The following is a 25687-nucleotide window of genomic DNA, read 5'->3' on the forward strand; positions in this document are numbered from 1 at the left end:
GACGCGCCCTTTCTAAATCGCTGACCGCCGCCCTTTCTGCCTGCCGCAGCAGGCGGTTCTGGTTGCTGGTGGATGGGTTTTTGTGTTTGATTCTTTCATTTCCATTTTTCCCAACCCCATTCCACCAACCCCAAACCCTATGAAAGCAAACTGTTTATCCCTCTTCACCCGATTGCTACTGGTGCTGCTCATCAGTTTTGAAGCAGCAGCCCAAACCTCGCCCACGTGCGATGTGGTGGGCTGGGCCACGCAAAACGGGGGCACCACCGGTGGGGGCTCGGCCACGCCCACGGTGGTCACCACGTACACCGAGTTAAAAAACGCCATCACTTCGGCCACCGTCAAGGTGGTGCATATCTCCGGACGCATTGTTATCCCCGCGGCGGGCCGCATCACCTTTCAGGACCAGACCGGTAAAACCATCTACGGTCTGGCTGGCTCCAGCCTGGTGTCTTCCGACCTGACGGCCGCCGGCTCCGGCATTCTGTATATGAAGCGGTGCAACAACGTCATCATTAAAAACCTTACGTTTGAAGGCCCCGGGGCCTACGATACGGGCGGACACGACAACCTGACAATTGAGCAATGCGTCAACGTTTGGGTAGACCACTGCGACTTTCAGGACGGCATTGACGGCAACCTCGACATCAAAAACCAGGCGGACTACATCTCCATCACCTGGTGCCGCTTTGTGTATCTGAAGCCCCCCATCGCCGGCGGCTCGGGCGGGTCGGCCGACCACCGGTTTTCCAACTTGTTCGGCTCGAGTGATGGCGCCACCGCCGACCGGGGCAAGCTGCGCATCACGATGCAGAACTGCTGGTGGGCCCAAGGATGCCGGGAGCGGATGCCGCGGGTCCGGTTTGGCCAGGTCCACCTCGTCAACAACTACTTCAGCTCGGCGGGCAATAACCATTGCATCCGCGCCGGCTACGAAGCCGACCTGCGGGTGGAAAGCAACTACTTCGAAAACGTCAACAAGCCCATCGACCTGTTTGAGAACAACTTCACGGCCGTTTCTGCCGTGAACAATGTATTCATCGGCACAACCGGCAATACAGCGGGCAGCGGGACCGCTTTTACTCCGCCCTACGCTTTAGCGGTGACGCCGGCGGCCGATGTCAAGGCCCAGGTTACCTCCACGTGCGGGGCCGGCGCCACGCTGAGCAGCCCGACCAGCTGCTGTGGCTCCACCACCGCCAGCTACACGCTGACCACCGCGGCCAGCCCCACAGCCGACGGCACCGTCACGCGCAGCCCCGACGCGAGCAGCTACCCCGCCGGCACGGTGGTCACCCTCACGGCCACGCCCGCCAGCGGCTACACCTTCACCAGCTGGAGCGGCGCGGCCAGCGGCACTAGCGCCACCACGACCGTTACGGTGAATGCCAATAGCACGGCCACAGCCAACTTCACCCCGACGTCGACCACTACCTACACCCTTACCACTTCGGCGAACCCAGCAGCGGGCGGCACCATTGCACGCAGCCCCGACGCCGCCTCGTACGAGCCCAACACGGTGGTCACGCTCACGGCCACGCCGGCCACGGGCTATACGTTCACGGGCTGGAGCGGCGCTTCGACGGCCACCACCGCCAGCACCAGCGTGACCATGACCGCCAACCTGGGCATCACGGCCAACTTCACGGCCAGCACCAGTACCAGCACCACCCTGCGCATCGAAGACGCCGCGACGGCCACGAGCGGCTACTGTGGCGTCAACGGGTCGCGTCAGAACAGCTACTCTGGGGCCGACAATGGCTACTACCTCAACCTCTCCAATTCCTCTGGGCAAGGCATCGACTACCGCGTGAGCGTGCCGGCCGCGGGCACGTACACGCTACGCTTCCGCTACGCCAACGGGGGCAGCAAGAGCGCCACCACGGCGCAAGTGTTGGTAAACGGTGCTTCGGCCGTGGCTAGCGTGCCGTTCCCCAAGACCGCCTCCTGGTCCACCTGGACCACCACCACGGCCACGGTGTCGCTGTCTGCGGGCGTGAATGCCATCCGGTTGGAAACTACGGTGGCTTCGGAGTTTGCCAATATCGACTGGCTGGAGGTAACGGGCAACGGCCCAACCGCCGCCGCGTGCACGAGTAACCGGCTGGCCGCCCCGGCTACGCAAGCAGAAGCCACGCGCGCCCAAACGTTCGCTGCTCGACTCTATCCCAACCCGTCCACCGACCAGACGGTCGTTGCGTTCGCCTTGCCCGTGAAAAGCCTGGTTTCCATCCGTGTCTACGACTTCATGGGAGTGTGCGTGCGCACCCTGGCCGACAAAGTATATCCGGATGGCTCCCAGTCCGTCCTCGTGAGCACCGCGGGCCTGAAACCGGGTGCCTACACGGTGGTGGTGAATACCAAACTTCGCAAGCAAAGTCTGAGGCTGGAAGTGCGCTAAGCGAGATAAAAGAAAGAAAAGCCCTGCGTCACTTGGTCGCAGGGCTTTTCTTTTTTCAAGGCACGTCCCGTTTTTAGAATGCTTACCCTTTGCGTGAACACTCCGAGTGAAGCTCTGCTCTGCCTCCGTACCACTTCCGGGCATCAGGAGCAGCGGGGTATAAATCAGCGCGGCTTCACGTTCGGGAACACTAGCCCACTTAATGGAGCGGCACTTAAACGTGGCAACAGCGGATTCGCTAACCGGTCTGCTGAATCCACCTGTGGCGCCGCCCATTCCAGTAAGTCATCCTAGCCCTTGCTCTGCCCAAAGTTCAGGGGGGGATGCTTCAACGTCAGCCTGCAGGCGCCTCGCACCTCTCCTGCTTTGGTCGGCTACCTTCCGGGCTTAGCCGAAGCCCGGCTGAAAATCAGCCGTTACCTCCCCTATTACAACGCCGAACGCCGCCACGCGGCCCTCGGTTGCCGCGCCCCCAACCTTATCGAAGCCCACCTTCGAAACACGTCGCAACGCGGGCTGGCTCCGCTAGACCTCCTCAGTCCTGGGCCCAGGGGGGACAGCTTTTGTGCTAATGCCCAAGCTAGTGGCAAAACCCACCGGGCTGCTCTTACCGGGCAAATGGCGGCGAATCCACCGCGGGGCTATAGGGCGTGGTCGACGGGCACATCCTGCCCTGACCAGATTTTCTTTGCCGTCCAGTCCTGGGCGGGGGCGGCCCAAAACGGGTCGGTGGCGGGCAGGCCCAGGGGCAGAAAGGCCGTGGTGCACAGGTACAGACTGCCGGTGGAAATATACGGTTCGCCGAGGCTGGGCTGGTGGCCGCACAAGCCAATTTGGAGCCAGCCCTTGCTGTCAAACGTACCCTTGGGCTCTATCGTGCGCCGAATCACGGCCGTCAGGGCGCTGCGCACCTGGGCGGGGGGTAATTCCGGCGGCAGCTGCTGCTGCAGAGCCACCTGGGCCAGGTGCTGAAAGGCCCCGCAGCGGTAAGCCAGGGAGCGGCCAAAGGCGGCAAAGGAGCCGTCCGGCCCAACCAGGCGCTCCTGCACCATGGCGTAGCGCCGGGCGCGGGTCCGCAGCGTGGCCAGCAGCTCCGGCCGTTCCTTGCCCGCCGCCACCAGGGTGCCGACTATATCCAACAGCATGGGCTGAATGACGTAGCTGTTGTAATAATCCCAGTGGAAATCGGCGCCGTCGCCGTAGGTACCGTCACCCTTGTACCAGGTCTGGTGCTCCTTGATGGCGTAGTCCATGCGCATCAGGTCGCCCTTGCCCGTAAACTTGAGCAGCGCGGCTTCGATGATGGCGCTGAACAGCAGCCAGTTGTTGTAGTAGGGCTTGATTACGCGGCTGCTCTGCAGGGCCTGCACCAGGTGCTGTTGGGTGGCGGGGGGCAATTTTTCCCACAGCTGGGTGGGCGCCCGTAGCAGCGCGTGAGCCAGAAAGGCCGCATCGACGACCGGCTGGCCGCCCGTCGTAAAATTTAGAAAATCAGCCGACTGTGGGTTGGTGGCGTGCCCGATGGCCTGGCGGGCTAGGTCGGCGAACCGCTGCTGGCGCGCCTGCTCGGCGGCCGGCACGGCGGACAGTTCCAGCCAGGGCGCCAGACCCGTCAGCGTACGACCCAGCGCCTCCAGGTGCGACACCTGGCGCCGCCCTTCCTGCTGGCCCGCCGCCGCTTCGATGGGCATGATCGCCTTCAGCTGACCCCGGGCACCCGCCGCCAGTACGGGCTCGGCGACGCGCAGGAGGGTGTCCAGCCAGTAGGCGCGGTCCGTGGGTTTGGCCGCGGCGGGCAGCCCTGCCGCTTCGGCAGCGGGCCCCTGGGCGGCCCAGGCGGGGAGGGCACCGGCCGAAAGGCCCGTGAGGGTGCCGGCAACAAAAGCACGTCGTTTCATGCAGTCAGAAGAAAAAGGGGCAGGAATAAGGCTACTAGGGCTTCAGCTTGATGACTTCCGAGCCGGCGAGCAGAAAGGCCCCGGTGCCGTACACCTCCCAGCTGTCGGCCGAAAAGTCGCGGCGCGGGTCGGCGCCGATGGGCTGCACCCAACCCACCCGGCCTTCCGGCGAAACACAGTTGTTGAGCGCCACCCAGGCCTTTTGCACGGCCGGCAGGTACGTGGCCTGGTCCAGCAGGCCCTGGTTGATGCCCCAGGCCATGGCGTAGCAGTCGAAGCCCGAGCCGGAAGCCTCGCCGCCGGGGTAAGCGGCCGGGTCGAGCAGGCTGGCGCGCCACAGGCCATCGGGCTGCTGCAACTGCACCAGGCGGGCACTCATTTCCTTAAACAGCTTCACGTAGAAAGGTCGGTTAGGGTGCGTGGGGGGCAATTCTTGCAATACCTGCACCAAGCCGCCCATGACCCAGCCGTTGCCGCGGCTCCAGAAGATGCGCTGGCCGTTGCTTTCTTTTCGGCCCTCCCCGGCCTCGTTCCAGAGGTAGGCCGCATCGCGGGCAAACAAGTGCTCCTGCGGGTTGTAAAGGCGCCGGTAGGTTTGCTGGTAAAGCGTGTCGCTCAGGGTCAGGTACTGGGGCCGGTTCTCGATTAGCCCCAGCTTCACCAGCACGGGCGGACCCATAAAGAGGGCGTCGCACCACCACCAGGTAATGCCGTGGGCTTGCACCTCGGGGCCGGGTTCGGTGCGCAGCTTTTCCACCACCTCAATGGTGGGCTCAATCATGCGCCGGTCTTTTTTCAGGCGGTACAGATTCAGGTAAGTCTGACAGATAACGATGTCGTCGGCGTGGTCGTAGCGCTTGTCGGGGCGCCACTGCGTGCGCTCGCCCATGGCCATCAGCGAGTCGAGCAGGAGCTTGGACCGGGTGGCTTGGTACGCGGCAAACACCCCGGAGTAAAAGGCGCCGTTGGTCCAATCGGTGAGCGCGTGCTTGGGGTGAGCCAGCTGCCAGCGCGCCGTCTTCAGCAACTGCTGCTTGATAAACTTGGGCTTGAAGACGGCCTTATCAATGGGGGCAGCCAGCTGCGCGTGGCTGGCGTGTCCGAGGGCGAGCGTTAAGAAAACGGCGCAGAATAGCAGTCGGGGAGGGAAGCGTAAAATGCCGGTCATGGGGAGGGGAATGAATTAGCAATACTAACAGAATAATTCCAGAGCGCTGGGGCATTTTCAGGCCTGACGGGAAATATGGCGCGTCCGGCCACAGCCGCTATACACGTGGAAGGGTTAATCCTGCCGGCGCTTTACAGGCCGGGGTGATAAACCGGCTTGGTCTTGACAGGCAGGTAAAATAGGCCGCAATTTGTCGGCTGTCGCGTGCGGCGGGTGTCAAGTCAGGGCCGGAACCGCGGCCGGCGGATAGTAATTTTTCCAGCGTTGCACCGGCGGCCCTTCTTGCACGTGAGCCGGACTCGGCGTGTGAGGTCGCCGGCGTCGGCTCGCAGGCGACCTCCAGGGGTATGCTCATCAACCCGTACCGGAACGCGGGAGCGCGGCGGCCCCTAGGTGGTTAGCGGCGAAAAACGATTCCCATGTTTTGCTTTTCGGACCATCTTGATGACCCTAAGCCTGATGGGGTGGGTGTTAGTGGTCGTCATTCCTCTGCTGATGGCGCTCAAGTTCTTTGCGCAATTAGACCGAAAAGCTGAGTAAGGTCTGGCAGCAAAAAAACTGCTTCAACTGAACGGACTGCGTTTACGGGACCACCGTGGCTGTTGCAGAACTCAGCGCCCTGCGCTCCAGAAGCCGTGTACTCACTCGGCACCTTCCTAAAACGTGCTTCTGACGCCCTTTCCGTTCTCTGTAAAGCGAATGCAACCGGTTCTGGAAGCGTATCTGAGACTTCTGCAACAGCCACCACCCTTTTCGTGGACACACTTGTGGCGTTGTTCCAAGCCGGGAAGGTCTTGTTAAGGTAGTTTTGGAGCCAGCCAAAAATTACTACGATTTCCTCCATCATGAAGACCAAAATACTCTTCGAGTACACTGATTTAGCCGGTGACTATGCCTTAGAAAGTGCGTGGGCTGAGCCGTGCGAAGCCGGTACGTACCGCCTAGACAACATCTTGTTTTATGCGCCGGAGTACGCGCTGGGGGACGTGGTGTCTGTAGAGGAGCGGTCAGGCGAGTGGTACGTCACAGGGTTGGTTGCCGAATCCGGCCATAGTACCGTCCGCGTCTTGTTCACCGAGGAAAGTGCCGTTCGTCCAACCCAGTCCGCGTTACTGGCGCTAGGGTGCGACTCGGAGCTCAGTAATCTGCCGGTCCTCTTGGCCGTCGATATTCCGTCCAGCGTTTCGTATGCTGAGGTCAAGCAGTACTTAGAAGCAGGCGTCCTGGACAACAAATGGGGCTATGAAGAAGCATGTTTAGCGCACAGCGTATAGCATTTGGCTCGTTTTACTATTCGGACCGTTTTGATAAACGTTGCTTCTAGGGGGCAGTGGCTGGTGCTTCCGACCTCGAAGCAGTACGGCCCTGCCGCCGACCTGCAGTTACCCCGCCGCGGTCCGGGCGTAGCTTCGCCGGATGAAACTCCTCCTGTGCTGTCTGTTGTGGGCGTCGGCGCCCGTTCTTGCCCAAACCCCCGCCCCGGCGCAAAGCGCGGAAGCCCAAGCCGTGGTGGACAAAGCCACCGGCGGGATTCTGCCCGTAACGGACAGTGCCCGGGCCGCCCGCAAACGCGGGGCCGTGAAAAGCCCCACGGTTCCCGGCAAAAGCAGCGCCACGCGCAGCCGGAAGCTGGAGGCCCGCCAGCGCCGGGCCGCGCGGAAGCACTAAGCGCGTCCCCGCGACGCAGCCGCTGTGGCACGCCAGACCTTTGCGAAGCGGCCAGACTACTTCTTACTTTGAACAAAGCAAGTTCACGGCACGATCCTTTTGCTGAACACTTAGCGCTTGTTCCGTCGGTAAGCGGCTATCCAATTCTTGCCCAACGTGACGGCGCCCCGGAGAACTATGTGCAGAAAGTAAGGAAAGGAAGAGCAACCCCAGCTGAGCAAGGCCGATGGTGAGCTCGTTGGGGTAGGCCACGTACAGGGAGGCCAGGCAGCACGCCAGCGTGGCGACCAATCACTATCAGGGAGATGACTCACTTCCATGCCTCGTAAATGATTTATGGAAACACATCGGCGTATGGCGGCAGTTGTGAAACCCGCGAATGGCGAGCGTTTCCTCCCTGTTACAAAGGCTTCACCCCAAAAAAGTAAATTTGCTATTGCGCTGCTTGATTTTTTACTGCGCCTTGGGCGCGAAGGGAGCGTACGTCAGTTCCCGAATCAAAAAGCTGGAATCGGCAGTGAGCCGCAGTGTGGAGATTGGTTCTGTCGGAAAAAACAGCTCACTCATCAACGTGAGGCCCTGGTCGGCAAATACTTCCACCGAGGTGGCATCCACTAGCAGCGTAACATCGGCCTGGGGCGACGTCGCAAGCCGGGGAGCCGTGTGGCGGCCCGCAAATTTGTCGCTAAAGCCCAACTGGCCCGATTTGGTGCGGTCGACAAAGTATTGGTTAGTCGGCTGGTCGTAGCCAATTATCACCTCTTCCCCTTTGCCATTGCTCAGGACCAGCGAGAAACTGGCCAATTGCTGCGCCTTGAGTTTAAGTTGAAACTTGTCACCAATGCTCTTGAGCTTGGGGGTGAGCTCCAGGGTTTTGTTTACGGTCAGGTTCTTAAGCGTGGTCGCCGATGGAAAGAGCTTTGCGGTTTCTTTCACCGGCTGTGAGATTAAATAAACCTGGTTCCCGACCTGCTGGAGGGCCAACTCCCGGGCCACCGTGGTGCCACTGCGCCACGGAGACGTGGGCACTTGGTTGGCATAGGTCCAGTTGCTCATCCAGCCCATGAACAGGCGCCGGGTGCCGGTGTTGTTCCACGTCACGCCAGCGTAGTCATCGGGGCCATAACTAGCCCATTTGGTGTCGGTGCTGCTGGGGGTGAAGGTTTTGCCGTCGAAATTGCCCACGAAGTACTGCGTGCCCGAGCCGCCGTTGGGACCACCGGGGTTCAGGTTGACGATGAGCACCCAGTGGGTTTTGCCGTTGAGCGTCATTGGAAACAGGTCTGGGCATTCCCAGACGCCGCCGTGGGCCCCCAGTTTCTCACCAAACTCGCTTTCCTTGGTCCAGTTTTTCAGGTTGGGCGACGAGTAGAAGGTGATGCGGTCCTTGGTGGCCAGGGTCATTACCCACTTCTTACCGGCCTCGTACCAACTCACCTTGGGGTCGCGGAAGTCCGCGATGCCGGGGTTGGGCAGTACGGGGTTGCCCTCGTACTTCTTCCAGGTTTTGCCCGCGTCCAAGCTGTAGGCCAGGCTTTGGTACTGGTGCTTGTTTTGGCCTTTCTTTTCTTTTTCGGGGTTGTGGTGGGTGAAAATCGCCACCATGGCGTTTTTGCCGAACCCGGCGGTGTTGTTCACGTCAATAACCGCGCTGCCGGAGAAAATCATACCCAGCTTGTCCGGGTACAGGGCAATGGGCTGCTCTTTCCAGCTCACCAAGTCGGGGCTGGTAGCGTGGCCCCAGTGCATGGGCCCCCACACCATGCCGTCGGGGTAGTATTGGAAAAACAGGTGGTAGGTGCCCTGGTAGTATACCATGCCGTTGGGGTCGTTCATCCAATGGGCAGCTGGCGTGAAATGATAGGCCGGCCGGTATTGCGGAGTGGCTGGCGGAATGGGCACCGCCGTTTGGGCGTGACCGGCGAAAGCGAGGGCTAATACGCTACAGGCCAGTAAAAATGACTTTTTCATAAGCAAGGATGTCGCAGCAGAACTGCTTGAATTAGGATTGGGACGACACCGGTTGAGACTGCCGCAGCCGGGCCACATCAGCGGGGGTGATAGCGGGCGTGGCGCCCTGATGAGTAGCGACCAGCGCGCCGGCGGCGCAGGCAAATTGCAGGCATTCCTGCGGCGGTTGGCCCGCCAGCCACCCCGCGAGCAGGGCCGCTAAGAAGGCGTCGCCGCTGCCGATGGTGTCGGTGACTTTGACGGGAAAACCGCTGCTTTTGTAGAGCTGGCCGTTGGTGTACAGCTGGGCCCCATCGGCGCCCAAAGTGACACACACCGCCTGCAGGTTAAAGCGCGCCGCCAGCCACTCCAAGGCCGAGTCCTCGTCGGCCTTTTTCCCAAACCACTCCAGTATTTCGGCCAGCTCGTGGTGGTTCATCTTCACCAGGTCGCTGTGTTCCAGCAAGTACTGCACCACGGGTCGGGTGTAGTGCGGCGGGCGCATGTTCACGTCGAACACCCGGAAGCGGGCCTGCGGCAGCAGGCGGTAGAGGGTTTCGCGGGTGGCGGGGGTGCGGGCCGACAGGCTGCCGAACACCAGCATGGCGGCGTCGGCCACCAGCTTGCTCAGGCGCTCCTCGTACTGAATGTAGTCCCAGGCCACGGGCTGCACTATTTTGTAGACCACCTCGTTGCGGTCGCCCACGTTGGCTTTCACCACGCCCGTGAGGTGGGTCTGGCCCTGCTGCACGTATTCGGTGCTCAGGCCGCGCTCGTGCAGGAAACCCACCAATTCCGCGCCCAGGTCGTCGTCGCCCACCCGGCTGATGAGTTCCACCGGTTGGCCGAGCTGATGCAGGTGCACGGCCACGTTGAAGGGGGCCCCACCGGGCTGCTTGCCCGAGGGCAGCACGTCCCACAGGGTTTCGCCAAAACAAACTATTGTTGGTTGCATGATGCTGTGATTAAGCAGTTAGTGAACGACCAGCGTCTTTTCCAGCTGCTCCAGGCTGGTGCCTTTGGTTTCGGGCATAAAGCGCCACACAAACCCGAGCTGCAGCACCATCATGGCGCAGAAAAAGGCAAACGTGTTGCCTCCGCCCAGCTTCTCGGCAAAGTAGGGGAACGTGAAGGCAATAAGGGCCGCCATCACCCAGTGCGTGCTCGAGCCCAGCGCCTGGCCCTTGGCCCGCACGGTATTGGGGAAAATTTCGGAGATAAACACCCAGATAACCGCCCCCTGCGAAAAGGCAAAAAAGGCGATGTACACGAACAGCAGCACCGGCACGAGCACGCCGCCAAACTGCTGCGTGTAGAAGGCCCACGACACCAGGCCCAGCGTGGCTATCAGCCCCACCGAGCCGATGAGCATGAGCTTGCGGCGCCCAAACCGGTCGATGAAGTTCATGGCCAGCAGCGTAAAGGCGAAGTTCACCAGGCCCAGCCCCGCCGAGGAGAGCAGCGCCGAGCCTTTGCCCAGCCCTGTCATTTCAAAGATGCGCGGGGCGTAGTAGATGATGGCGTTGATGCCCGACACCTGGTTGAACACGGCGAACGTAATGGCCAGCAGCACCGGGCCGCGGTAGGCCCGGGCAAAGAGCGAGTCGCTTTCGGCGGCATCAGCAGCATTGGTTGTTAAGATGCTGGTCACTTCGTCGTTGGCTGTTTCGGGGTTGATGAGGCGCAGCACTTGGCGGCCTTCCTCCACGCGGCCCTGGCCCAGCAGCCAGCGCGGGCTTTCGGGAATGCGGAACAGCAGCAGAAAAAAGGCCACGGCCGGCACGGCCTGAATGCCGAGCATCCAGCGCCAGTCGTGCTCGCCGGTGCCGGCCAGCAGGTAGTTGGAGAGGTAGGCGGCCAGGATGCCAAACACGATGTTAAACTGGAACATGCCCACCATGCGGCCGCGTACCGCGGAGGGCGACACCTCCGCGATGTAAAGCGGGGCCGTGACCGACGATGCCCCCACGCCCAGCCCGCCCAGGAAGCGGAACACCACAAACAGCGTCCAATTGCTGGTGAGCGCCGCGCCCAGCGCCGATATCAAGTACAGGGCGGCGATGAAGAACAGGGTTTGCCGCCGGCCCAGCTTATCGGAGGGTATGCCCCCGAAGATGGCGCCCACCACGGTGCCAATCAAGGCAATGGCAATGGTGAAGCCGTGCTCCACCGAGCTCAAGCCCCAGAGCTGTTGGATGGCTTTTTCGGCACCGGAAATCACGGCCGTGTCAAAGCCGAACAGGAAGCCGCCCAGTGCGACCACCAAGGACCAAAAGAATACGTTGCGGTTTTTCACTGTGGGATAGATTAAGAGTATAAGGAATGGGGTGTTACCCTGGAAAGAGCGTTCGGGGTGCATCCAGCAGCGGCAGTGCGTAAGCCTCCTCTGGCGTACCAAGCTTATGCAGCCGGTAGAGAGGGCTTGTGTCCACCCACCACGGTTCGGCTCTGCCGCTACCGGATGGTTCCACGTATTTGTTCGCTGTTTACCAGCCCGGATTCTGCTTGTATAGCCCTTTGCTGAAGTTAATCTGGTTGATGGGGATGGGTAGGTACTCGTCGCGGCCTTTCGTGAAGCGCGCGTCCTTCAGGTACAGGCGCTTGGTCTTTTCCTTGTCGAAGTAGGTGTTCAGGTAGTCGCCGGCAATGCCCCAGCGCACCAAGTCAAAGAAGCGGTAGCCCTCCATGGCAAACTCCAGGCGCCGCTCAAAGCGCAGGGCTTCGCGGGCGTACGGCTGAGTCCATTGGGCGGCGCCGTACTGCCCGATGTTGTAGTTGGAGGTAGCGGTGCCGGCCGTGGTTTTCAAGCGGCCTGTGCTGTTCTGGGCCCGCTGTCGGATTTGGTTGATGATGGGTAGGGCTTCGGAAGCGCGGTTCAGCTCAATCAGGGCTTCGGCTTTCCACAGCAGCACGTCGGCGAAGCGAATAAGCGCCCAGTTCTTCGAGGAATTCATGAAGGGCGGCGTCTTCTGGAAGCTGGGGTCGGAAGGCAGCACCGTCTCCTTCATCGACATGTACACGCCGTACGTGTTTTGGTCGCGCAGCCAGGAGGTTTCGAAAATGAACGTCGGCAGGTACTTGTAGGGATGCGACGGAATGGCAACGGTGTGGTCGAGGCGCGGGTCCACGGTATTCACCTGGAAGTCCGCCGGGGTCGTCAGGTCCGAGTTATTGAACGTGTTGAACAGCGGCAGGCCCTGGGCATCGGTCTTGAAGGAGTTGACCAGGTTCTGACTGGGCTGGTGGAAACCGCAGCAGCCGTAGTCGGGATTCATGGGGTAGTTCAGCTGGCTGCCGCGGTTGGTGCGGCCCTTGGGCGTGCCGTCGTTGCGCGAGAACTGGATGGCAAACACCGACTCTACGCCATTGTCGCCGGCAGTTAGAAAGTTGGTGGCAAAATCGGGGTGCAGCGAGTACTTGCCCGAGGCAATAACCTGGTTGGTAAGCGTTACTACTTCCTGCAGTTTGGCTTGGTCTACCGACGTAACGGCGTGGGTTTCACTCTGCACATAGGCTTGGTAAAGCAGCGTTTTGGCCAAATAAGCCTGGGCTGCTGATTTCGTTACCCGCCCCGTTTCGGGCTGAGTATCGGGCAGGTTGGCCACTGCAAAGCGGAAGTCATCGGCAATCTTGGTCCACAGGTCCTCATTGCTCAAGCCAACATTCGACACCTCGCCGTACTTGTCCGTGGGCACCGACTGGTCGATATACGGCACGCGCTTGAACAGCTCCTTCAGCAGGAAGTAGTAGTGCCCGCGCAGGAAGCGCACTTCGCCCTGGCGCACGGCTTTGGTGGGCATGGCGGTAGCATCGACCCCGTCGAGGCGGCGCAGGGCGTCGTTGCAGCGCGACACGCCGATGTACAGCAGGAACCACAGCTCGTCGGTGTTGCCAACGTCCACGCGGTTGAAGGTGAAGGTTTCGTAGAAGTGAAAGGCGTCGACGTCGGCCGTGCCGTTACCGCCCTTGTAGGCGTCGCCGCCGCGCACGTTGCCGTAAGGCCACATGGAGGTGTAGGGGGCGCGGTACACGTCGTTGCCGAGCTGGGAGTAGGCGGCAATTACCTGCTTTTCGATGTTGGCGGCAGTGTTGAGCTGCTCGTCGCTGAGGGCGCCAACGGGCTGCACGTCGAGAAACTTATTATCGTTGCAGCCGGAGGCGAGTGCGAGCAGCGACAAAGCCACCGCGCTGATTTTAAATATTTTCATGGCAAAAGTGCGGGTGGGTGGTTAGAAGGAGACGTTGAGGCCGGCGGTGAAAATGCGCGGCAAGGGGTACTGATAATTGGTCACCTCGGGGTCGGCGCCGGTGTACTCTTTGCTCTTGACCGTGAAAATGTTCTGGCCCTGCACGTACAGGCGCACGCCCTGTAGCTTACCCCGGCTCACCCAGGCACTGGGCAGCGAGTAGCCCAGCTGCACGTTGCGCAGCTTCATGTAAGAAGCGTTTTCGATGAAGTAGGTGGAAGCGCGGCCTTCGTTGTTGGTGTTGATAAGCGTAGCGGCCGGAATAGTCGAACCGGTGTTGGTCGGCGTCCACGCATCCAGCAGGCGCTGCCCCCAGTTTTCGCCCGAAGCCAGCGACGAGAAGTCGGTCCGGAATTTGGCGTTGTTGAACGCGTCCAGGCCTTGCACCCCCTGGAAGAACACCTGCGCATCGAAGCCCTTGTAGCCGGCATTCAGGTTCAGGCCGTAGTTGAAGTTAGGCACGCCTTCCGTCAGCCAAGTCTGGTCGAAGTTGTCCACCTTGCCATCGCCGTTCAGGTCCTTGTAGCGGATTCGGCCGGGGGCGGCGCCCACTTGCGTGGGTCCACCACTTACCTCGGCGGAATTCTGGTAGAGGCCATCGGCCACGTAGCCGTACACCGCGTTGATGGAGTGGCCCAGCCGGGTTACGTCCTGCCCGTTACCGCCGTAAGCGTTAATCACTTCATCGGGCAGGTAAGTGAGCTTGTTGCGGTAAGTCGAGAGGTTGCCCGTGATGCCGTAGGTCAGCCCGCCGGCCAGCTCGTTTTGGTAGCTGAGCAAGAACTCCCAGCCCTTGTTCTGGATGGAGGCGCCGTTCACGAACTGGTCGCCGCCTTCGCCCACCACTGCCAGAAAGGGCAGGTTCACGAGGATGTCCTTACTGTTCTTGACGAAGTAATCGACCGAGCCGGAGAGCTTGTTTTGCAGCAGGCCAAAATCAACGCCGATGTTGGTTTGGGTCGTGGTTTCCCACTTCAGGCCCGGGTTGGCGCGCTGCACGCGGCGGTAGCCCGAGGGCAGGTTCGTGTCGTTGCCGTAAATGTCGTAGGCCGTGCCGCGGTCGTACTCGAAGTTGGGGTCCAGCGTGCCCAACAACGACTGATAAAGGCCGCGCGAAGCGAAGTTGGCAATGTCCTGGTTGCCGGTCTGGCCCCAGCCGGCGCGCAGCTTCAGGTCCGACAGGATGGGCAATGCGTCCTTCACAAAGGTCTCTTCGCTCAGGCGCCAGCCCGCCGACAAGGCCGGGAATACCCCGAACCGCTCGTTTTCGCCGAAGCGCGACGAGCCGTCGCGGCGGAGGGTAGCCGACAGCAGGTACCGGTCGGCGAAGGAGTAGTTGATTTTGGCGAAGTAGGAGGCCAGGCGGAAGGCGGTGGCCCCGCCGCCGTTGTCTTTGTTAGCAGCTCCCGCATCGAGGTAGGCGTAGTTGGGGTCTTCGCTGGCGAAGTTGGTGCGCGAAGCAAAGCTGCTCTCGTCGTAGTAGCTGATGCGTTCCGTTCCGGCTACCACGCCCAACTGGTGCTTGTCGCCCAGGGTCATGTCGTAGTTGAGTGTGTTCTGCCACACCCAGTTACCCCAGAAACGGTTGTTGTCGGTGACGCGGTTATTCTGCTCGGAGAGAAAGCCTGCCTTGTAGGTCTTGTAAATCTGGCGGTACTTGAAAAGGCTGTAGTCGATGCCGAAGCTGGTGCGCAGGTGCAGGCCCTTCAGGATTTCGGCGTCGGCAAACAAATTGCCAAACACCCGGCCCGTGTTAGAACGGTTCTGCTTGTTGTCGGTGAGCAGGCGCAATGGGTTGTCCCGGTCGCTCATGCCCGCCACCGGCCCGCCCCAGCCCACGCCATCCACGGTGCGCACCGGCACAATGGAAGGGAGCTGCGTGGTGCGGTCGCGTACCAGGTTCAGGTCAAACTCGGCCCGCTGCGACTTCACAATAGTCAGGTTTTCGCCCACTTTCAACTTGCCTTCCAGGAAATTGTAGTCGGAGTTGAGGCGAGCCGTCATGCGGTCGAAGCTGGTGTGCTTCAGGGTGCCGCTGTTGTCGTAGTAGTTCAGCGAGAACAACGCCCCGCCCCGCTCCCCGCCGCTGCTCAAACTCAGGTTGTAGCTCTGAATCAGGGCGTTTTGCTGGGTTTCCTTGAACCAGTCGGTGTTGGCGGCGCGCTGGGTTTTGTCGGCGTCGATGAACTCGGGCACCGTCACGCCATCCAGCACGAGCCGCCCGCTGGCGTCGCGGCGCGTCTGAAAATTGTAGTAGGGCAGGCTGGGAACCGTGCCGTCGTTGATGGCCGCCTGGGCGTACACGCGGCCGTAGTCTTGGGTGTTGAGCAGCTGGATGTTCGGCCCTGGCTGCTGCACGCTGAAAAAGGTGGAGAAATCTACCCGCGTCGCGCCGCGCTTGGCCTTCTTCGTCGTGATGATGATGACCCCGTTGCCCGCCCGCGAGCCATAGATGCTGGCCGCCGAAGCATCTTTCAGCACCTGAATCGACTCGATATCGTTCTGGTTGATTTGGTTGATGCCCTCCTTCGTGGGAATGCCGTCGATGACGTAGAGCGGGTCGTTGTTGCCCAACGTACCGATGCCGCGGATGCGCACGGTGGCCGCGCTGCCCGGAGCGCCGTCCGTGTTGACTTGCACGCCCGGTACGCGGCCTTGCAGGTTGCGCGTGACGTCGTTGGAAGCCATGTCCTTGATTTCATCGGTCTTCACCACGGCCACGGCACCGGTTAAGTCGGCCTTGCGCTGGCTTTGGTAGCCGGTCACGACTACTTCATCCAGCGCTGCGGCGTCGGCCACCATTTGCACGGCCACTGTCGTCTGGCTACCCACCGCGATTTCCTGTGTCTTGTAGCCCACGAAGGAGAGCGCCAGCGTGGCGTTGTCGGGCACGGTGAGGGCGAAGCTACCGTCCGGTCCGGTGCTCGTTCCAATTGCTGTGCCCTTCACGAGCACCGTTACGCCGGGTAGGCCTTCGCCCTTTTCGTCGGTCACGCGGCCCGTGATAGGACGGTCCGCCACGGCAGTCGGTGCCGCAAAAGTCTCACTTGAGTGGGCCCCGTCGGGGTGCGCGGTGGCCAGCAGGGGCACGGCGGCCAGCAGCGTCGGCAACAACAGCCGGCGCGCCAGGAGTACTTGTTTGCGCATGGGAATTTGGAAAAGTGAAAGTGGAAAAATGCAGCGTTTGCGCATCAAGCCACACTCCTTCAGGGGCGCTTCAATGCTTACCCCGCTCGTCCGGAAACGATTGTAGGCAGCAGGCAGCTCGGGAGCTGCAGCAGAGAAGGCAGGAAAAGTAGGGAGCAGGCACAATGGCTTCATGTCCCAAAGGTGGGGCAGCGTCGGGGCCAGCCGGTAGCGCGATTATTCCAAATAGTATCACTATTCGTTCGCCTACAGAAAATAAAATAACCTGCTGATAATCAGAAATTAAGCAAGAGCAATTTAGCATAAGCCGCTTACAGCCTATCACTCATGTTACCCGACTATCAGAATTGATTCACGCGCTCGGCGTTGTGTGCAGCGCCCGGAACTCGGAGGGCGAGATGCGGTACTTGGCCTTGAAGCTGGCCGAGAAGTACGAGGGCGAAGCAAAGCCCAATTGGTAGGCCACGTCAGCGATGTTCAACTCCGTGTTGAGCAGCTGCTGCCGGGCTTTGGTCAAGCGAATGTCCTGGATGAAGTCGGTAACGCCCGTGCCAAGCAGGGCCTTGGTTTTGCGGTAGAGTTGCACCCGCGAAGTGCCCAAGCTGCGGGCCACGTCTTCCACGCTCAACTTAGAATTGCTCAAGTTAGCCTCCACTATGGCCGTGAGGTCGGCCAGAAATTTCTGGTCCACCCGCTGGGGAGCTACGGTCGCCGTGTCCACGGAAATACCGCGCCGAAAATGTTCGCGCTGCCGCTCCCGATTGCCGAGCAACGTGCGCAGGCTTTCGAGCAGAAAGGTCGGGTTGAAGGGCTTGGTCAGGTAGAGGTCCGCCCCGGCCTGCACGCCTTCTACCTGTTGCTCGGGAGCGCTGCGGGCGGTGAGCAGCACCAGCGGAATGTGCGAGGTGCGCCAATCGCTCTTCAAGGCCGCGGCCACGTCCAGGCCACTGAGCTCGGGCAGGTTCACGTCGCACACAATGAGGTCCGGAATGGTCTCACCAGCCAGGCGCAGGCCAGTGGCGCCGTCAGTGGCGGTTTGCACCTGGAAATGGGCACCCAGCTTTTGGGCCAGGAAGGCGTTAACTTCTTCGTTATCCTCTATCACCAGCACCAACTCCTTGCGGTCCTTGCTGGGTTGGCCGGCGGCAAGCACTTGGTCAGGTGCTGCAGCCTCTTCCACCGCGGCCAGCGCCAAAGGCGAAGCAAGCGCCTCCGTGCTGCGTAAGGCTGCGGGCAGTTCCTGGGGCAAGGTCACGGTGAAGGTGCTGCCCTGGCCCGGGGTGCTGGTAAAACTGAGCTCTCCCTGGTGCAGGCGCGCTAGGCCCATGGCCAGGGCAAGGCCCATGCCCGACCCTTTGGCGCTGCCCTGCTGGCCTTGGTAGAACCATTCAAAAATGTGGGCCCGGTCCTGTTCGCTGATGCCGCGGCCCGTGTCTTCGACGCTGATGCGCACCTGACGCTCGGCTGGCAGGGGCTGGATGCTGACGGTAATTTGCCCGCGCTCCGGAGTGAACTTCAGGGCGTTGGAAAGCAGGTTAAAAATGATTTTATCGAGAATGTTCACGTCAAACCACAGCCGGATACTGGGCTCAGCCGGCAAAAACCGCAGGCTGATGCCGCGCTGTCGGGCCGGCTTCTCAAACACGTCCATGATGTCGCGTACAAAGGCCACTACGTTGCCTTCCGTGGCCCGCACGGGCATCTTGCCCACGTCGATTTTGCGGAAGTCGAGGAGCTGATTGACGAGTTGCAGCAGGCGCTGGGTATTACGCCGGACCAGGTTCAGGTCGTGACGCTGGGAAACCGATAGGTCGGCCCCGTTGGTCAGCAACTCTTCCACGGGCCCCATGATGAGGGTCAGGGGCGTGCGCAACTCGTGCGAGAAATTAGTGAAGAAGCGCAGCTTGGCTTCGGTTTCCACCCGCGCCTGCTCGGCCAGCAACTCAATCTGGTTGCGTTGGGCACGGATTTCATCGTTTTGCCCAGCCAACTTGCGGCTGATGCGCCGATTAAACTGAAAAGCGCGCCACAGCACCACCCCCAGCACCAGGGCCCCCACCAGCGCGGCCACCAGAATGTAGAGCACGGTGCGCTGGCTGGTATAGGTGACCAGCTGCGCCTGGAGCAGCTGCTGCTGCCGCTGAATATCCTGCTGCTGGTCAGCCAGCTTTTGGGTTTGCATTCTCATGGTCAAGACGTTTGTCGAGTCGATGACCATGGTGCTGAGGATATTCTCCTTTTCAAAAGGTTGCCGAAGGAGAATCTTCATGGCGGTGCGAATGGCTTCTTCCCCACCGGGAGAATAAAGCAGCGTGGCCGTCATCACCTTGTCCTGCACCATCTGGATGCCGCCCTGCGGTCCCGGCAGCCCGTCAACGCCTACAATGCGGATGCGTCCGGCCAAGCCCAGCTGTTTACACACTTGGTAGGCGCCCAGGGCCATGCGGTCGTTGTGGGCAAAAATCAGGTCTACCTCCGGGTGGTCGCGGAGCACGGCCGGCAGGGCTCGTAGCACCGAGGGGTGCTTCCAGTCGCCCTGCACCTGGGCGGTTCGTCGAATGCCGGGGTAAGCAGCCAACCCCTCCACGAAGCCCCGGTGGCGGTCCACGGCCGGGGAAGAGCCCGCCGCCCCCAGGATTTCCAGTACCTCGCCCCGCTGGCGCAACAGGCTGCTGATGTAGCGGGCCGCCGTCTGGCCTACTTCCTGGTTGTTGCCGCCCACGTAGGCCGTGTACAGCGGGGAGGTGGTGCGCCGGTCCAGGATGACCACGGGAATGCCCCGGTTATAAGCTTCCTCAACGATGGGGGTAATCGGCTCGGCTTCGTTGGCCGAGACGATGAGCAAGTCGATGCCTTCGCGCAAAAACTCGGCAATGTGCTCACGCTGCACGGCGCTGTTATCGTGCGCATCCTTCATTCGGAAGGTCACTTGCGGGTAAAAGCTGAGCTCTTTCTGCATGCCCGCCATCATCGCCAGCCGCCAGGCATCGCCGTTGGTGCACTGCGAAAAGCCTATGCGGTAGGGCTGGGGAGCCGGAGCGGAACAGCTAGCTGCGGCAAGCAATAACAGCGGCAGCGCGGTGCTTTGAAATAGCACCGTAAGATACCGGAACGCAGCAGCGAGTGATAGCATGAAAGAAAAACAAGATGATTCGCAAAAAGGAAGCCCTCGATAAATTTAAAGGTAGGCAGTCTGGCCACATACTGATCACATTATGGCATCGCCGGGTCAAGGCCTCGCAGTTGGGAGCCCCCGCCTTATTGTCCGCATCGTGGTGAGTACTATGTAACAGCTCATTTACTAGAGCCTGCCGCGCGCAGGATGGGGAGGCCTCACCCATTCCCACACGAAAGTATCGCTCGTTTGCCTCAACCACCGTGGCTGTTGCAGAACTCGTGACCGAGCTAACGCTCCCAAGTTATTTCACCGGACCAACCGCAAGAACGGCCGTTTATGAGGCTTATTTGCCTCCGAACGCGCCATCTCCCATGATTTCAGGCGCCACCCACGTGTTCTGCAACAGCCACCACCGTTTTCTTAAACCAGGTAGCGGCTCACAGCTGGATGATGGTTGCCCAGCCTTTGATGGCAGGCATGTAGTAGAGGGCCGTGTCTCCGGCCGCGTAGGGGGCCGAGCCCTTCAGCCAACGCACCGCTAACCATCGTGGGTTCACCTTCGCCACCCAGCGCAAGTCCCAATCCCCGGGCGGCAGCGGGCGCGCGTAGCCGTTACCCAGCGTGTCGCGCAACTGCCGGTAGAGGACCGTGCCCTGGGGCACGTGCAACAACCGCGGATTCATCAGGCCGTTAAGGGCCTGCTCAACGTTTGGCGGGGCGGGCAGCACGGCTTTACGCGATGGCAAAGGCGTCTGCGCCCGAGTTGGCAGGGCCGGAATCATCAGAACGAGCAGAAGCAATGCTTTTACCATACACCAGCCTAAAGGTGTCACAACATACGCTCCTTTTACTATTCGGACCGTTTTCCTGAACGTTTAGGAGCAGGCAAAATGCCCGTGTTGGTGCACTCAGGGGCTGCTCAGTCGGCGCGGACCAGTCAAGCAGCAAGCCCGCGTTAACTTGCCCCGGGAGCCATTGCTCCGCCCTCGTACCATGACCAAAAAATCGGTAGCCCGGTTCCTGTTTTACGGCGGCCTGCTGCTGGCCTACCTGCCGCCTGTGCTCGTGCCACGGACCCTATCCCTGGCGCCGTTTGCGTACACGGTCCTCGGCCTGCTGGTAGCAGCCGCCGCCGCGACCGCATTGGCGTTTGGCACGCCCCACCGGCGTATAGCCGGCACGGGCCTGGGCTATGCTTAAGGGGGGCTGGCCGCCGCGGGACTGCTGGCTTTTGTGTACCCGGCGCTGCAGCAAGCCGGCGACTACGTGGATTTTCTCGGCCGCCGGGCGCGCTTGGAGGCGCTCGTGCTCGCCCGCAGCCACCCGGCGGCGCAGGGGGAGGGGCCTGGCCCGGCCCGGGCCTTCGCCGGGCCAATTGGGCCATTCGCTGGGGCACCGGCCAGCACGGCGGACGTGTCCCTGAGGCAGCGCTCGGACGTGCAGTTGTTCCCCACGGGGGGACAAGCCAGCTTTCACCAGTGGGGCTACGCCTATTCCCCGACGGGGGAGAAACCCAGCCCAGGAGCGGAGCAGTACACGTACTGGCACCAGATGGAGGGACACTGGTACCGCTGGGTTAAAAGCGACGAGTAGCAGTACAATCCTCCTTAATTTAAACGGAGCGCGTTTACGGCACCACCGTTTATGTTGAACGCATCATCTGTGGTGAGCTTCCTTCCACAAGGCCTCAAAGGGCGCAGTAACCATGAAACCGTATAAATCCGAAATCACGGGCCATTTGGACCTTTTTGTGGCAGACAATAAAGAGTTGGTGGAAGGCGAAACCGAACAATGGCAATCCGTCCTGATTCACGGCGACCCGGAGGGCCTCCGCTCGTTTGCCCAACTCTTGCTCCGTTTAGCCGACCTCGAGCAAGACGCGTTCCCGGCCCTGCCACCGGGCGCACGAGCACACATTTCTTTGCGGCCCAACCTGGACCTTAGCAACAGTTCAGTGGAAGTTGTTGTCGGCCGGCTGGACGCCAAAGGGACCGGTGCTTTTTATGATCGGTACCTATCGAAAGGCGGCGACAAGTAACCAAACGCGTGACAGCACCTCGTTTACCTTGGGACCGTTTTCTTGAACGGAGAAAGCCGCTTCCTTTGTGTGATCACCTTTTTAGCCATGGCCAAAAGTCTACCTCTTCTGCTTGGCTATGCCTGGGCCCTGGTGGCTGTCCTGGGCAGTGGTTGCCACGAAACTTCGTCCCCGCACCGACCGTCCGAGGTGGGCGTGGTCTACGATTACATCGTTCGCCAGGACGACCTCCTTCGCCAGGAGGGGCACGACCACCTCCTTGGCCAGGGCCGGGCCCGCGGCCCACTTCCGCCCAGCATGTTCTCTTATGTGGTGCCCGCCCGTTTTCACCGGTTCCCCGAGGAAACGGACTTCTCCAATTTTGCGGCCCGAAGCGAGAAGCTAGGCCGCAATTTGGACGCGGGGATGGCGCTCACCGTGCGGGCGGAGTGTTTGGCCACGCCTAACGCCTCGCCCGAATGGCAAGCGTTGCGCACCCAAGTCAACGGTCCCGGCACCGCAGCGAATGCCATCCTGTTGGCGTTTTCGGCCCGGTGCGACGGCCGGGACGGCCGTCACTACTATTACGTGGAACGCACCGGCGTGGAAGGCGGCAGACCTTCGCGCTATGCCCAGGGGAACGTGTACCAAGTGTATCAGGGACGCGTCGAGCGCGAAATTCCCGTGTGGATTACTTAGTAGCCATCGGCCGTGGGAAGAGGATGGTGTTATAATACTCCTTATTTTGAACAGCCGCGTTTACCTTGGGACCGTTTAGGTAAACGCAAGCTCTGTCTCAATTCCGTGCGGCTGCGCTAGACTACCCCAATAAAAACAACCCCAAAACAGAAAAGCCCGGTATCTGCTAGTCTCTCTGTTTTCATTGGCAAGGAATAATGCCCCGCTTAAAGTTGATTGCCGATACTTCCGGGTCTTGCCTGCTGTAAATGATCTCTATGCAGTCCCCGATCGAGGGATATAACCCCTCCTCTGCTTTCTGGTTGCCTTCGAGTTGTTTCCCATCAACAGTAAATTTATAAGTGATGAAAGGGTAAAGTGATACTCTTACCCCTTTGGAGTTACGTAGGTAGGTAACAACTCCTTTCGCATAACCTGGTTCCTCCATTACTTTTTGCCGATAGAGATAGTTGTTCACTCCCCATATTATCGCTACTGTAAAGAAAAGCATCATTATCAGCCTATAGGCTGTAAATTCTATTCCTGCTAGTTTACATAAATACGTCCTTTTCATTGTTGTACCTTATCAGGGGGTTGCTAAACAAACTGGGGGAAACCTCCGACCCGGCCGGTTACGCAGCCGCATTTCGGGCCGCAGGCCGCTATGCCTTGGCAAGGTAGTTCTTCAGGGAGAGGCACTTTCCGTACTTGAGGTGCACGTCCACAATGGTGGTCTGGGTTAAGAGTTTGGTTCAGAAGTTAAGCGAGACGCTCCTTAGAGTGAACTCTGTTCATAAGCGCTTATCAGCTTGGCAAAGCGGTCCTACGGTTCAGATTGAGTTTAAGAAACTCGTTCACCTTTCAAAGTTCAGTAAACCCGATAAGTCGATGAGTTTCGTAAACTCCCTCGGAAAGCGTTTTTTCAGCCACTTGGCTGTCTTATTAGGCAACGCAGAGGCGGCAAGGCAAACAACCTTTGGTTAGTAACAGGTGGCAGTATCTTCGCCTCCATGCCCTCCCCTCCTACCGAAACCTCGCCCCTGGCGCTGCTGCGCGAGCATTGGGGCCACACAGCCTTTCGGCCGGGGCAGGAGGAAATCATTGCTTCCGTGCTGGCGGGGCACGACACGCTGGCGCTGCTGCCCACGGGCGGCGGCAAAAGCATCTGCTTTCAGGTGCCAGCCCTGGCGCGGCCGGGCATCTGCATTGTGGTGTCGCCACTCATCGCGTTGATGAAGGACCAAGTCGACAACCTGCGCAAGCGCGGGCTGAAAGCTGAGGCCATTTATGCAGGCATGAGCCACCAGGAAATCGACCACGCGCTGGACAACTGCGTGTACGGCCGCAACGTGAAGTTCCTGTACGTGTCGCCGGAGCGGCTGCTGACGGAGCTTTTTCAGGTGCGGGTGGCGAAGATGAATGTGGGGCTGCTGGCCATCGACGAGGCGCACTGCCTTTCACAGTGGGGCTATGATTTTCGGCCGCCCTACCTGCGCATTGCGGAGTTGCGCGAGAAGCTGCCGGTGGGCGTGCCGGTCATTGCCCTCACGGCCACGGCCACCGCCCAAGTGCAGGCCGACATCGTGGAGAAGCTGAAGTTTCGGGCCGGCTACGGGGTTTTTCGGCAGAGCTTTGCACGGCCCAAGCTGTCGTATTCGGTGCTGCACACCGAGGACAAGCTGCGCCGGCTGCTGGAGGTGGCGCGCGGCGTGGGACCAGGCAAAACCGGCATTGTGTACGCCCGTACGCGGCGGCAGACCGAGGACACGGCCGCTTTTCTGCAGCAGCATAAGTTCTCGGCCGCGGCCTACCACGCGGGTCTGCCTTCAGACAAGCGCACCCATGTACAGCAGGATTGGATTGCCGACAAAGTGCGCCTCATCGTGGCCACCAATGCCTTCGGCATGGGCATTGACAAGCCGGATGTGCGTCTGGTGGTGCACCTCGACGCGCCCGATACCCTGGAGGCTTACTACCAGGAAGCCGGCCGGGCCGGGCGCGACGGCAAGTACGCCTTCGCCGTGCTGCTGGCCGGCCCTAACGATGCCGACGAACTGCGCCGCCGCACCAACCAGTCGTTTCCGCCGCTCGACACGGTGCGGCGCGTGTACCAAGCGCTGGCCAACTACTCGCGCACGGCAGTGGGCGGCGGCGAGCTGGCGGCGTTTGAATTTGACTTGCAGCAGTTTGCCGAAACCTACCGCATCAAGGCGGTGGACGCGCACAACTCGTTAAAAATTCTGCAGCGCGAAGGCTTCATTCAGCTCAATGAGGCGGTGAATACGCCGGCCCGGGTGCACCTGATACTAAACCACCAGGACTTGTATGCTTTTCAGGTGGCCAATGCGCAGCACGACCTGCTGATAAAGTCTCTGCTGCGGCTGCACGGCGGCGAGCTGTTTTCCGATTTCCAGACCATTTCAGAGAACTCCCTGGCCACGCACCTGCGCCGGAGCGTGGTGGAAGTGCGCCAGCAGTTGCGCTACCTGCACACAGCCGGCATTCTGCATTACCAGCCCCGGCAGGAGTCGCCGCAGGCCATGTTTACCACGCCGCGCTTCGATGCGCCCAAGCTGCCCATCGACCAAGTGCGCATGACGGCGGCCCGCGACTTGGCCCGTCACAAAACCAATGCTGTGGGGCATTACTTAACCGGCACGCGCTGCCGGCAGGTGCTATTGCTCACTTATTTCGATGAAACCGACCCAGCCCGCTGCGGGGTGTGCGATACCTGCTTGGCCGAAAAGAAAGCGGCTCAATCGGCGGCCGACACCGGTTCGTTGCGCGAGCCAGTGCTGCAGCACATCCGGCAGGCGAGCCAGAGCCCAAGGGAATTATTGGCGGCCTTCGAGCCCCGGCAGGCAGGGGCCGTCACGGCCATGGTGCGCGACCTGGTGGACCGCGGCGAGCTGACTTATGCACCCGATGGCAAGCTGCAGCTGCCTTAAATAATTTCCCCGGGTTCGGCGGCGAGCCCACAGCACCAAAGGCTGCAGGCTCGCCGCCGAACCCGGGGAAAATTTGAGTTTCGCAATTATATACCTGCGGCCATGTAGGCCTGGAAGCCACCTTCCAGGTTGCGCACGTTGGTGAAGCCCTGCTGGGTGAGATAGGCCTTCGCCGAGGCCGAGCGGCCGCCGCCTTTGCAGTGCACAATGACTTCCTGGTCTTTCAGCTCGTCGAGGTCGTCGAGCTTTTCGGGCAGAGAATTGAGGGGAATGTTTTGGGCGCCGGCAATGCGGCCTTCCTCGTGCTCCCAGGTTTCGCGCACGTCGATGATGGTGGGGGTTTCGCCGGCTTGCTGGCGCTGGTGGAGTTCGGCGGGGGTGATGTCGGGCATGGTGGAAACAGGGAGAAAGTGAGGGGAATGAGCTGGGCGAAAATACGTCTCAACT

At 60.8% G+C, this 25687-nt stretch carries 17 protein-coding genes; 7 read left to right on the forward strand and 10 right to left on the reverse strand.

All coding sequences use genetic code 11. From position 1 onward, the window contains the following. The first annotated feature begins 139 nt into the window (after positions 1-139). Positions 140-2401, forward strand: a complete 2262-nt coding sequence (locus ACP7AJ_RS20430) for an InlB B-repeat-containing protein (RefSeq protein WP_426062064.1) — start codon at positions 140-142, stop codon at positions 2399-2401. 641 nt (positions 2402-3042) lie between these two features. Here ACP7AJ_RS20430 and ACP7AJ_RS20435 read toward each other — a convergent pair. Next, positions 3043-4299 carry a DUF2264 domain-containing protein gene (locus ACP7AJ_RS20435; protein ID WP_426062065.1) on the reverse strand — a complete coding sequence of 419 codons (1257 nt, stop codon included), beginning with the start codon at positions 4297-4299 and terminating at the stop codon, positions 3043-3045. A 34-nt stretch (positions 4300-4333) separates the two neighbouring features. Beyond that, positions 4334-5467 carry a glycoside hydrolase family 88/105 protein gene (locus tag ACP7AJ_RS20440; RefSeq protein WP_426062067.1) on the reverse strand — a complete coding sequence of 378 codons (1134 nt, stop codon included), beginning with the start codon at positions 5465-5467 and terminating at the stop codon, positions 4334-4336. A gap of 845 nt (positions 5468-6312) precedes the next feature. Here ACP7AJ_RS20440 and ACP7AJ_RS20445 point away from each other — a divergent pair. After that, positions 6313-6741 carry a DUF4265 domain-containing protein gene (locus ACP7AJ_RS20445; protein ID WP_426062068.1) on the forward strand — a complete coding sequence of 143 codons (429 nt, stop codon included), beginning with the start codon at positions 6313-6315 and terminating at the stop codon, positions 6739-6741. A gap of 142 nt (positions 6742-6883) precedes the next feature. Then, positions 6884-7135 carry a hypothetical protein gene (locus tag ACP7AJ_RS20450; RefSeq protein WP_426062069.1) on the forward strand — a complete coding sequence of 84 codons (252 nt, stop codon included), beginning with the start codon at positions 6884-6886 and terminating at the stop codon, positions 7133-7135. Between the two features lie 453 nt (positions 7136-7588). Here ACP7AJ_RS20450 and ACP7AJ_RS20455 read toward each other — a convergent pair whose 3' ends face one another. The 7 genes from ACP7AJ_RS20455 to ACP7AJ_RS20485 form a co-directional block, all read right to left on the reverse strand. After that, complete coding sequence (locus tag ACP7AJ_RS20455) at positions 7589-9106, reverse strand: glycoside hydrolase family 32 protein (RefSeq protein WP_426062070.1); 1518 nt, start codon at positions 9104-9106, stop codon at positions 7589-7591. Between the two features lie 31 nt (positions 9107-9137). Beyond that, positions 9138-10040, reverse strand: a complete 903-nt coding sequence (locus tag ACP7AJ_RS20460; protein WP_426062071.1) for a carbohydrate kinase family protein — start codon at positions 10038-10040, stop codon at positions 9138-9140. A gap of 18 nt (positions 10041-10058) precedes the next feature. After that, the gene (locus ACP7AJ_RS20465) at positions 10059-11381 is read right to left on the reverse strand and encodes a sugar porter family MFS transporter (RefSeq protein ID WP_426062072.1); all 1323 of its coding nucleotides are present in this window, start codon (positions 11379-11381) and stop codon (positions 10059-10061) included. A 190-nt stretch (positions 11382-11571) separates the two neighbouring features. After that, a complete protein-coding gene (locus ACP7AJ_RS20470; protein ID WP_426062073.1) occupies positions 11572-13293 on the reverse strand; it encodes a RagB/SusD family nutrient uptake outer membrane protein in 1722 nt (573 codons plus the stop codon). Between the two features lie 21 nt (positions 13294-13314). Further along, positions 13315-16479, reverse strand: coding sequence for a SusC/RagA family TonB-linked outer membrane protein (locus ACP7AJ_RS20475; protein WP_426062074.1), 3165 nt, complete (start codon positions 16477-16479; stop codon positions 13315-13317). A 352-nt stretch (positions 16480-16831) separates the two neighbouring features. Then, a complete protein-coding gene (locus ACP7AJ_RS20480) occupies positions 16832-19612 on the reverse strand; it encodes a hybrid sensor histidine kinase/response regulator transcription factor (RefSeq protein ID WP_426062075.1) in 2781 nt (926 codons plus the stop codon). Positions 19613-20034: 422 nt separating this feature from the next. After that, entirely contained in the window at positions 20035-20409 is a 375-nt protein-coding gene (locus ACP7AJ_RS20485; RefSeq protein WP_426062076.1) for a hypothetical protein, read from the reverse strand. Positions 20410-20590: 181 nt separating this feature from the next. On the opposite strand from ACP7AJ_RS20485, the gene ACP7AJ_RS20490 reads away from it, so the two are divergent. The 4 genes from ACP7AJ_RS20490 to ACP7AJ_RS20505 all read left to right on the forward strand — a co-directional run bounded on the left by ACP7AJ_RS20490 (position 20591) and on the right by ACP7AJ_RS20505 (position 25240). Beyond that, positions 20591-20797, forward strand: a complete 207-nt coding sequence (locus ACP7AJ_RS20490; protein WP_426062077.1) for a hypothetical protein — start codon at positions 20591-20593, stop codon at positions 20795-20797. Positions 20798-21302: 505 nt separating this feature from the next. Then, on the forward strand, positions 21303-21635 hold the full coding sequence (locus tag ACP7AJ_RS20495; protein WP_426062078.1) for an Imm32 family immunity protein: 333 nt from the start codon (positions 21303-21305) through the stop codon (positions 21633-21635). 87 nt (positions 21636-21722) lie between these two features. Continuing rightward, the gene (locus ACP7AJ_RS20500) at positions 21723-22313 is read left to right on the forward strand and encodes a hypothetical protein (protein ID WP_426062080.1); all 591 of its coding nucleotides are present in this window, start codon (positions 21723-21725) and stop codon (positions 22311-22313) included. 989 nt (positions 22314-23302) lie between these two features. Next, positions 23303-25240 carry a RecQ family ATP-dependent DNA helicase gene (locus ACP7AJ_RS20505; protein ID WP_426062081.1) on the forward strand — a complete coding sequence of 646 codons (1938 nt, stop codon included), beginning with the start codon at positions 23303-23305 and terminating at the stop codon, positions 25238-25240. A gap of 86 nt (positions 25241-25326) precedes the next feature. Here ACP7AJ_RS20505 and ACP7AJ_RS20510 read toward each other — a convergent pair whose 3' ends face one another. Then, a complete protein-coding gene (locus ACP7AJ_RS20510; protein ID WP_426062083.1) occupies positions 25327-25632 on the reverse strand; it encodes a rhodanese-like domain-containing protein in 306 nt (101 codons plus the stop codon). Positions 25633-25687 lie beyond the last annotated feature (55 nt).

The organism is Hymenobacter sp. B1770, from assembly GCF_049896385.1.
Classification (GTDB): domain Bacteria; phylum Bacteroidota; class Bacteroidia; order Cytophagales; family Hymenobacteraceae; genus Hymenobacter.

Bases quoted from the DNA above. Each gene is read 5' to 3' on its own strand.
- ACP7AJ_RS20430 (WP_426062064.1), top strand. From the start codon at position 140: ATGAAAGCAAACTGTTTATCCCTCTTCACCCGATTGCTACTGGTGCTG.
- ACP7AJ_RS20435 (WP_426062065.1), bottom strand. From the start codon at position 4,299: ATGAAACGACGTGCTTTTGTTGCCGGCACCCTCACGGGCCTTTCGGCC.
- ACP7AJ_RS20440 (WP_426062067.1), bottom strand. From the start codon at position 5,467: ATGACCGGCATTTTACGCTTCCCTCCCCGACTGCTATTCTGCGCCGTT.
- ACP7AJ_RS20445 (WP_426062068.1), top strand. From the start codon at position 6,313: ATGAAGACCAAAATACTCTTCGAGTACACTGATTTAGCCGGTGACTAT.
- ACP7AJ_RS20450 (WP_426062069.1), top strand. From the start codon at position 6,884: ATGAAACTCCTCCTGTGCTGTCTGTTGTGGGCGTCGGCGCCCGTTCTT.
- ACP7AJ_RS20455 (WP_426062070.1), bottom strand. From the start codon at position 9,106: ATGAAAAAGTCATTTTTACTGGCCTGTAGCGTATTAGCCCTCGCTTTC.
- ACP7AJ_RS20460 (WP_426062071.1), bottom strand. From the start codon at position 10,040: ATGCAACCAACAATAGTTTGTTTTGGCGAAACCCTGTGGGACGTGCTG.
- ACP7AJ_RS20470 (WP_426062073.1), bottom strand. From the start codon at position 13,293: ATGAAAATATTTAAAATCAGCGCGGTGGCTTTGTCGCTGCTCGCACTC.
- ACP7AJ_RS20475 (WP_426062074.1), bottom strand. From the start codon at position 16,479: ATGCGCAAACAAGTACTCCTGGCGCGCCGGCTGTTGTTGCCGACGCTG.
- ACP7AJ_RS20480 (WP_426062075.1), bottom strand. From the start codon at position 19,612: ATGCTATCACTCGCTGCTGCGTTCCGGTATCTTACGGTGCTATTTCAA.
- ACP7AJ_RS20485 (WP_426062076.1), bottom strand. From the start codon at position 20,409: ATGGTAAAAGCATTGCTTCTGCTCGTTCTGATGATTCCGGCCCTGCCA.
- ACP7AJ_RS20490 (WP_426062077.1), top strand. From the start codon at position 20,591: ATGACCAAAAAATCGGTAGCCCGGTTCCTGTTTTACGGCGGCCTGCTG.
- ACP7AJ_RS20495 (WP_426062078.1), top strand. From the start codon at position 21,303: ATGAAACCGTATAAATCCGAAATCACGGGCCATTTGGACCTTTTTGTG.
- ACP7AJ_RS20500 (WP_426062080.1), top strand. From the start codon at position 21,723: ATGGCCAAAAGTCTACCTCTTCTGCTTGGCTATGCCTGGGCCCTGGTG.
- ACP7AJ_RS20505 (WP_426062081.1), top strand. From the start codon at position 23,303: ATGCCCTCCCCTCCTACCGAAACCTCGCCCCTGGCGCTGCTGCGCGAG.
- ACP7AJ_RS20510 (WP_426062083.1), bottom strand. From the start codon at position 25,632: ATGCCCGACATCACCCCCGCCGAACTCCACCAGCGCCAGCAAGCCGGC.